This window comes from Nonomuraea sp. CX421, from assembly GCF_059358955.1.
This window is the reverse complement of sequence record NZ_JCADBK010000028.1, coordinates 87,933-95,158: the sequence shown is the minus strand read 5'-3', so window position 1 is coordinate 95,158 and position 7,226 is coordinate 87,933. Positions and strand designations below refer to the sequence as shown.

The following is a 7,226-nucleotide window of genomic DNA, read 5'->3' as shown; positions in this document are numbered from 1 at the left end:
GTCAACATCCTCAGGGCGGGGCTTGCCCTTCGCGACGCTGCGGAAGCGGCTTAGCGAGAAGCCGCTCCCTTCAGGGAGCGGAGGAGTCACAGGCAGCACGATACGTCAGGCGCGTCAGGCGAACTCGGTCGGGATCGCCGCGTAGCCGCGCGCGAGGTGCAACGCCTCAAGGGGGAGCAGCGCGACCGCTTCGGCGTGACGCTCGCGGGCGGCGGAGAGCGGCTCCGCGCCGACGGTCCGGCCGTCGCGCACCAGCTCGCGCAGCAGCGGGACACCGCCCTCCGGCACCACGTCCGAGGTGGTGATCAGCTCGGTCTCGGCCCGTCCGTGCTCGTCGAACAGCCGGTACGCGCGCTTGCGTCCGCCGCGCGACGGCTTGCCGACCGAGCGCTTGGCGACGGGCTCCATCCGGCCCCCGGCGGTCTCGCGGGCCACCATCTTGTAGACCAGCGCCGCCGTGGGCACCCCCGAACCGGTCACCAGCGAGGTGCCCACGCCGTAGCCGTCGACGGGGGCCGCGGCCAGGGCCGCGATGGCGTACTCGTCGAGGTCGGAGGTGACCAGGATGCGGGTGTCGAAGGCGCCGACCGCGTCGAGCTGTTCGCGCACCTCCTGGGCGGCGGCGCCGAGGTCGCCCGAGTCGATGCGGACCGCGCCCAGCTTGGCGCCGACCAGCTCGACCGCCGTGCGGACCGCCTCGGCCACGTCGTAGGTGTCGACCAGCAGCGTGGTGCCGGGCCCGAGTGAGGCGACCTGGGCCTCGAACGCGGCCTTCTCGGAGTCGTGCAGCAGCGTGAACGCGTGCGCCGCCGTACCGGCCGTGGGGATGCCGTAGAGGTGGCCGGCCATCAGGTTGGACGTGGAGGCGAAACCGGCGAGGTGGGCGGCGCGGGCGGCGGCGACGGCGGCGCGCTCGTGGGTGCGGCGCGAGCCCATCTCGATGAGGGGGCGTCCGCCCGCCGCGTTGCGCATCCGGGAGGCGGCCGAGGCGATCGCGCAGTCGTGGTTGAGGATCGACAGGATCAACGTCTCCAGCAGCACGGCCTCGGCGAACGTGCCCTCCACCACCATGATCGGGGAGGCGGGGAAGTAGAGATCGCCTTCGGCGTAGCCGTGGATGTCGCCGGAGAACCGGTAGTCGGCGAGGTAGGCCAGGGTGGATTCGTCGACCACCTGGTGGTCCCGCAGAAAAGTAAGCTCTTCGTCACCAAAACGGAATCGTTCCAGCTCGTCGAGCACCCGCCCGGTGCCGGACACGACGCCGTACCGCCTGCCACCGGGCAGATGCCGGGCGAACACCTCGAAGACCGCGCGCCTGGAGGCGGCTCCGCTGCGCAGCGCCGCCTGCAACATTGTCAGCTCATAGTGATCTGTCAGCAACGCGGTGCTCATGGTCGTCGTCACGACTCGAAGACTACGGCCGAGGTAGGGCAGGATGGTGGATGTGGGTAGCACCGCTCCAATCGCCGTCGAGCGTCCGTCAACGGACGTCCGGCCCGATCTGCCATGGGTGACGATCGTCTGGAACGACCCGGTCAACCTCATGTCCTACGTGACCTATGTCTTCCAGACCGTCTTCGGCTACACCCGCGAGAAGGCCGAGAAGCTGATGATGGACGTCCACCAGAAGGGCAAGGCCGTGGTGTCCAGCGGCACCCGTGAAGAGATGGAACGCGATGTGCAGATTCTTCACTCCTACGGCCTGTGGGCGACGCTCCAGCCGGATTCGGTCAAGTGAGGCGGCACGCGTGAGCTCCGGATTCTCTTCAGGTCGCGGCGGGTCCGTCGTCGCCGACTTCGAGGCGGCGGAGGTCTCGATCCTGCGCTCGCTCGTCACGCAGGTGCTCGGGCTGGTGGAGCCGGGCGAGACGGGTGACGATCCGCTCGAGCGCGCGCTCGGCATCGGCGCCGCGGGCGGCAAGGCGCCCGACGACCCGGTGCTGGCGCGGCTGTTCCCCTCGGCCTACCAGGACGCCGACGAGTCGGCGGAGTTCCGCCGCTACACCGAGGCGACGCTGCGCGACGGCAAGCGCGCCGACGCGCAGACCATGCTCGACACCGCCCGGCCGGGGCGCAGCGAGCTCACGCCGGAGCAGGCCCAGGCGTGGCTGCGCTCCCTCAACGACGTGCGGCTGGCGCTCGGCACCAAGCTGGAGGTGACCGAGGAGATCCACGACGAGATCGCGATGATGTCCGAGGACGACCCCCGCTATCCGGCCTACGTGACCTACGACTGGCTGACCTACCTCCAGGACACCCTGGTCCGGGCCCTCTGGTAGCTTCCGGGGCATGCTGACGATCCCGCAGGAACTCGTGGACAAGATCGTTGCCCATGCGCGGGCCGACCACCCCGATGAGGCGTGTGGCGTGATCGCCGGACGAGACGGTGTCCCGGAGCGGTTCATCCCGATGGCCAACGCCGAGCGGTCGCCCACCTTCTACCGCTTCGACTCGATGGAGCAGTTCCGCGTCTGGCGCGAGATGGACGAGCGCGACGAGGAGCCCGTGGTGATCTATCACTCCCACACGGCCACCGAGGCCTACCCCTCGCGCACCGACGTGACCTACGCCTCCGAGCCGAACGCCCACTACGTGCTCGTCTCGACTCGTGACGAGGACCAGGTGGAGTTCCGCTCCTACCGGATCCTGGACGGCGAGATCACCGAGGAAGAGGTAAGGTTTGTCCCATGATGGTCCGGCCTGTGCAGAGTTATCGTTTCGCGCACACTCCGGCTGTCGTCCTCTACGACTGTCGTTGAGCTGGAATTCCGCACCCAGCCATCGGTGTTGCCGCCGATGAACGACGACCTGATCCGAGGAGACTGACCGCGATGGCCATCGAGGTTCGCATTCCGACCATCCTCCGTAACTACACCGACGGCGCCAAGGCCGTCGACGCCGAGGGCGCCACCCTCGACGAGCTCATCAGCAACCTGGAGTCCCGCCACCCGGGTCTCAAGGAGCGGCTCGTCGAGCAGGGCAACCTGCGCCGTTTCGTCAACGTCTACGTCAACGACGAGGACGTCCGGTTCCTCGGCGGGCTCGGCACGCCGGTGTCCGACGGCGACACGGTGACCGTGCTGCCGGCCGTCGCCGGCGGCTGACATGCGTTTCGACTCACTGATCGACTCCGTCGGGCGCACGCCGCTGGTCGGTCTTCCCCGGCTCTCGCCCTCCGCCGACGTGCGAGTCTGGGCCAAGCTGGAGGACCGCAACCCGACCGGATCGGTCAAGGACCGGCCCGCGCTGTGGATGATCGAGGCGGCCGAGAAGGACGGGCTGCTCACGCCCGGCTGCACGATCCTCGAACCGACCAGCGGCAACACCGGCATCTCACTGGCCATGTCGGCCAAGCTCAAGGGCTACCGGCTCATCTGTGTGATGCCGGAGAACACCTCCGAGGAGCGGCGCCAGCTGCTGCGCATGTGGGGCGCCGAGATCATCTCCTCGCCCGCCGCCGGCGGCTCCAACGAGGCCGTCCGGGTGGCCAAGGGGCTCGCCGCCGAGAATCCGTCCTGGGTGATGCTCTACCAGTACGGCAACCCGGCCAACTGGCGCTCCCACTACGAGACGACCGGGCCGGAGATCCTCGAGGATCTGCCGGGCGTGACCCATTTCGTCGCCGGTCTCGGCACGACGGGCACCCTCATGGGCGTCGGGAGGTTCCTGCGCGAGCGGGTGCCCGGCGTGCGGATCGTGGCCGCCGAGCCGCGCTACGGAGAGCTCGTGTACGGCCTGCGCAACGTGGACGAGGGCTTCATCCCCGAGCTCTACGACGAGTCCGTGCTGACCACGCGCTTCTCGGTCGGCTCCGTCGACGCGCTGCGCCGCACCCGTGAGCTGCTGTCGGCCGAGGGCATCTTCGCGGGCGTCTCCACCGGCGCCGCGCTGCACGCCGCCCTGGGCGAGGCCCGCAAGGCGGTCAAGGCGGGGGAGCGGGCCGACATCGTCTTCGTCGTGGCCGACGGCGGGTGGAAGTACCTGTCCACCGGGGCCTACGAGGGCACCCTGGACGAGGCCGAGGAACGGCTCGAAGGCCAGCTCTGGGCTTAGGGCGGCCGGTGGGAGACCGGCCGCCCGTTCACGTGTCAGGGCTTCAGTTGAACAGCACCCGCAGGGAGAACGTGCCCTCGGTGTCGGTCTGCTTGCCGCTGAGGCCGATGGCGCGCAGGACCTGGGCGTTGGCCTTGTCGTCGCCCTTCATGCTCTCCAGGTAGTACTTCTCTACCTTGTCCAGGTCGACGAACAGGGCGAAGGTCGCCGCGTCGGCGTCGGGGACGGCCGTGGTGAAGGTCTCGTTCTCGCCCAGCTCGCCCTCGGCGGACAACTGCTTGGCGTACTCCTCGGACGTGGCCAGGGTGAACGTGCCGTCGCCCGCGACCTTGGCGATCTGCGGCGCGGCCTGGCCGCTGGAGGTCATCGCCTGCTGGACCTTGTCGAAGACGGCCTGGGCCTTGGCCGGGTCGGTGACGATGCGCACGCCGCCCTTGACCTGGTCGCTGTCCAGGCCCTCGCTGTCGACCGCGACCGTCAGGTTCTTGCCCAGGAAGGTGGCCAGGTCGTCGGGCAGCTGCAGGCCGTACGCCTGCTTGGCCTGGTCCACGAACTGCTTGAACTCGGTCCCGCCGGCGGCGGTGGCCGACTGCTCGATCTCCGCCCACCGCTTGGTGATGATCTGGTCGAGGCCCGAGATGGACAGCGCGCCCGCGGTGCTGGCCGGCAGCGTGCTCAGGTTGGCGCTCTGCGGGTCGCCGTCGGTGAAGCCCTCCAGACCGCGGACCGCGCCGGCCAGCTCGACGTAGGCGCTGTCGAAGCGGAGCGCGCCCGCGAACCGGGCGTTCTTCACCTGGCCCAGCAGCTTGGTCTGCTCCGCCGTCATCTCGCCCTTGGCCAGCTCGGCGAGCTTGCCCAGGTGACCCCAGAAGGACAGGACACCCTGTTCGCCGAGAGCGTCCAGGTCGTCGCTGAAGTCGCCGTTGGCGGCGAGGCTGCCCTCGGCGGTGGCGTACTTGTCGGCCTCGGCCTGGGTGGCGGCGAGCAGCGCGTAGTCGTCACGGAAGGCGACCCCGATCTTCTCCCCGTTCATCAGCTTGGCGATGCCCGCCTTGGCCAGCGCCTCGTCCTTGACCTGGACGGCGACGGCGACGCCCGGTTCCTTGGCGCCCGCCGCCGGCGGCAGCACGGCCATACCGATCCTGCTGCCCAGCCAGGGGTCGACGTCCTTGGCGAAGTCGAGGCCGGCGACGCTCTTGTTGCTCTTCTTGATCGCGTCGAACAGCGCCTGGCGCGGGTCCTCACCGGAGAAGGAGTCCTTCGTGACGGTGAACTTCCTGGCCAGCTGGAACAACGCCACCTTCTGGTTGGCCGCAGGGTCCAGGTCGAACCGGACGTAGGCCACGGCGGCGGCGGGCAGCACCTCGTGCGGCTGCGTGCCACCACCGCCGATCGCGCCCACGGCCCACACGGCGCCGCCACCGAGCACCACCACGGCCAAGGCGGCCGCGACGGCCATGATCCAGCCCTTGCGGGCCTTCTTCGGCGGGTCGGCGGGGCCGAAGCCCTCCGGGCCCTGCTGCTGCCAACCGGCCTGCGAGTACGGATCCTGCTGGCCGTACTGCGGCTGCTGCCCGTAGTGCGCCTGCTGTGTGTACGGGGCCTGCTGCGCGTAGGGGTCCTGCCGGGTGGGCGGCTGCTGGCCGTAGCCCTGCTGCTGCGCGTAGCCCTGCGGCTGGCCATAGCCCTGCTGGCCGTGGCCCTGCTGCTCGTGCGACTGCTGGCCATAGCCCTGCTGACCATGTGAGTGCTGACCGTGCGACTGCTGGCCGTAGGGCTGCTGGTTGTAGCCGGCCTGCTGCTGGAAGGCGGCCTGCCCGTGGTCGGGCTGGCCGTAGGACGCCTGCTGCCCGTACGGGTCCTGCTGGCCCGAGGACGCCTGCTGCCCGTACTGGGACTGCTGGCCATAGGACTGCGGTGGGTATGGCTGGCCCGGTGAAAGCGGTGGGTTCGCGGGCTCCTGCTCGGGATTCCAACGGTATGCCGTGGTCCGGTCGGGATCCTGGCCACTAGGGGGATTATTCGCAGACATCACTCAACTCACAATGTGGACTTATGACCACAGTGAAGGTAGCTGATGTTGCTAGACGGGCGCTTGCAATGTGCTGAAGTCTGGATTCATGCCCAAGTGACCTCTTTGCGCCCTGTGTTGAGGTGGACCTCGCCCTCGTCGTAGTCCTCCACCGCCGACCACGGCACGACTGCGCGTCCCGCGCACCACGCGCAGCACTTGCCATGCTCGAACTGTCCCATTCGAGTGCGTTTTCCCAGGTCGGCGCTTTGATGGACGAATGCCGTAGAGTATGGGGCTACTAGAATAAAGTTCGGATTCAAAGGCAGGGCTGATGACCAAGTTCGACGAGGCCACGCAGGCGATCCGGGTGGACGAGAGCACCTATGATGTCTGCCTCGATCCCGGATACGCGATCGGCGGCCCGCTCAACGGTGGATACCTGATGGCCGTCGTCCTCCGCGCGGTGGTGGACTCCTCGCCGTTCGATCACCCCGTCAGCACGACCTCGCAGTTTCACCGGTCGCCCGCCGCCGGCCCCGCGCGGGTCGTGGTCGAGCAGCTCAAGGCGGGCCGGACCGTGGCCTTCACCAGGGCGACGCTCGTCCAGGACGGCGTGACGCAGATCGAGAGCCTGGTCACCACGGCCACCCTCGGCGACGCCGAGCCCGCGTACGCCGACAAAGCGGGATATGTCATGCCGCCCCCCGAGGAGTGCCTGAAACTGCCGGACCCCAAGCCCGAGTCCAACATGACGCTCAACGCCCGCATGGAGATGCGCTTCGACCCGCCCACCGTCGGCTGGTTGAACGGCGAGCCGACGGGACGCCCCGAGTCGCGCGCCTACTTCAGGATGGCCGAGCCCCAGGACCCCGACCCCTACGTGCTGGCCCTCGCGGTCGACGCGCTGCCGCCCGTGGTGTTCTCGGCCGGCGCCCGTGGCTGGGCGCCGACCGTCGACCTGACCTGGCACCTGCGGGCGCTGCCGGCCCCCGGCTGGCTCACGCTGATCGGCGGCGGCCGGCTCATCTCCGACGGCTGGTTCGACGAGGACGTCGAGGTCTGGGACTCGGCGGGGCGGCTCGTCGCGCAGTCACGCCAACTGGCTCGCGTGGGACGCGGGTGACACGAACGAGCACTGTGAGCATTCTTACGCAGAGAG

At 69.2% G+C, this 7,226-nt stretch carries 8 protein-coding genes; 6 read left to right on the top strand and 2 right to left on the bottom strand.

The genetic code is table 11. The features are described from left to right. Positions 1-114: 114 nt before the first annotated feature. Positions 115-1,392, bottom strand: a complete 1,278-nt coding sequence (locus tag AC5L3X_RS33870) for a nicotinate phosphoribosyltransferase (protein ID WP_494862460.1) — start codon at positions 1,390-1,392, stop codon at positions 115-117. A 43-nt stretch (positions 1,393-1,435) separates the two neighbouring features. On the opposite strand from AC5L3X_RS33870, the gene clpS reads away from it, so the two are divergent. The 5 genes from clpS to AC5L3X_RS33845 all read left to right on the top strand — a co-directional run bounded on the left by clpS (position 1,436) and on the right by AC5L3X_RS33845 (position 4,053). Beyond that, a complete protein-coding gene (clpS, locus tag AC5L3X_RS33865; protein ID WP_263648343.1) occupies positions 1,436-1,738 on the top strand; it encodes an ATP-dependent Clp protease adapter ClpS in 303 nt (100 codons plus the stop codon). Between the two features lie 10 nt (positions 1,739-1,748). Next, positions 1,749-2,279, top strand: a complete 531-nt coding sequence (locus AC5L3X_RS33860) for a DUF2017 domain-containing protein (protein ID WP_494862456.1) — start codon at positions 1,749-1,751, stop codon at positions 2,277-2,279. Positions 2,280-2,289: 10 nt separating this feature from the next. Further along, the gene (locus tag AC5L3X_RS33855; RefSeq protein WP_494862454.1) at positions 2,290-2,691 is read left to right on the top strand and encodes a M67 family metallopeptidase; all 402 of its coding nucleotides are present in this window, start codon (positions 2,290-2,292) and stop codon (positions 2,689-2,691) included. A 140-nt stretch (positions 2,692-2,831) separates the two neighbouring features. Then, positions 2,832-3,104: a MoaD/ThiS family protein gene (locus AC5L3X_RS33850; RefSeq protein WP_189126154.1), complete on the top strand. Its 273-nt coding sequence runs from the start codon at positions 2,832-2,834 to the stop codon at positions 3,102-3,104. Position 3,105: 1 nt separating this feature from the next. Continuing rightward, positions 3,106-4,053 carry a PLP-dependent cysteine synthase family protein gene (locus AC5L3X_RS33845; protein WP_189126155.1) on the top strand — a complete coding sequence of 316 codons (948 nt, stop codon included), beginning with the start codon at positions 3,106-3,108 and terminating at the stop codon, positions 4,051-4,053. 43 nt (positions 4,054-4,096) lie between these two features. Here AC5L3X_RS33845 and AC5L3X_RS33840 read toward each other — a convergent pair whose 3' ends face one another. Next, positions 4,097-6,085, bottom strand: coding sequence for a DUF3352 domain-containing protein (locus AC5L3X_RS33840; protein ID WP_494862458.1), 1,989 nt, complete (start codon positions 6,083-6,085; stop codon positions 4,097-4,099). A gap of 313 nt (positions 6,086-6,398) precedes the next feature. On the opposite strand from AC5L3X_RS33840, the gene AC5L3X_RS33835 reads away from it, so the two are divergent. Next, on the top strand, positions 6,399-7,190 hold the full coding sequence (locus tag AC5L3X_RS33835) for a thioesterase family protein (protein ID WP_494862451.1): 792 nt from the start codon (positions 6,399-6,401) through the stop codon (positions 7,188-7,190). Positions 7,191-7,226 lie beyond the last annotated feature (36 nt).

What these genes read in the sequence shown, in the direction of transcription:
- AC5L3X_RS33845 (WP_189126155.1), top strand. Translation starts at nt 3,106, where the DNA reads ATGCGTTTCGACTCACTGATCGACTCCGTCGGGCGCACGCCGCTGGTC.
- AC5L3X_RS33870 (WP_494862460.1), bottom strand. Translation starts at nt 1,392, where the DNA reads ATGAGCACCGCGTTGCTGACAGATCACTATGAGCTGACAATGTTGCAG.
- AC5L3X_RS33840 (WP_494862458.1), bottom strand. Translation starts at nt 6,085, where the DNA reads ATGTCTGCGAATAATCCCCCTAGTGGCCAGGATCCCGACCGGACCACG.
- AC5L3X_RS33855 (WP_494862454.1), top strand. Translation starts at nt 2,290, where the DNA reads ATGCTGACGATCCCGCAGGAACTCGTGGACAAGATCGTTGCCCATGCG.
- AC5L3X_RS33835 (WP_494862451.1), top strand. Translation starts at nt 6,399, where the DNA reads ATGACCAAGTTCGACGAGGCCACGCAGGCGATCCGGGTGGACGAGAGC.
- clpS (WP_263648343.1), top strand. Translation starts at nt 1,436, where the DNA reads ATGGTGGATGTGGGTAGCACCGCTCCAATCGCCGTCGAGCGTCCGTCA.
- AC5L3X_RS33850 (WP_189126154.1), top strand. Translation starts at nt 2,832, where the DNA reads ATGGCCATCGAGGTTCGCATTCCGACCATCCTCCGTAACTACACCGAC.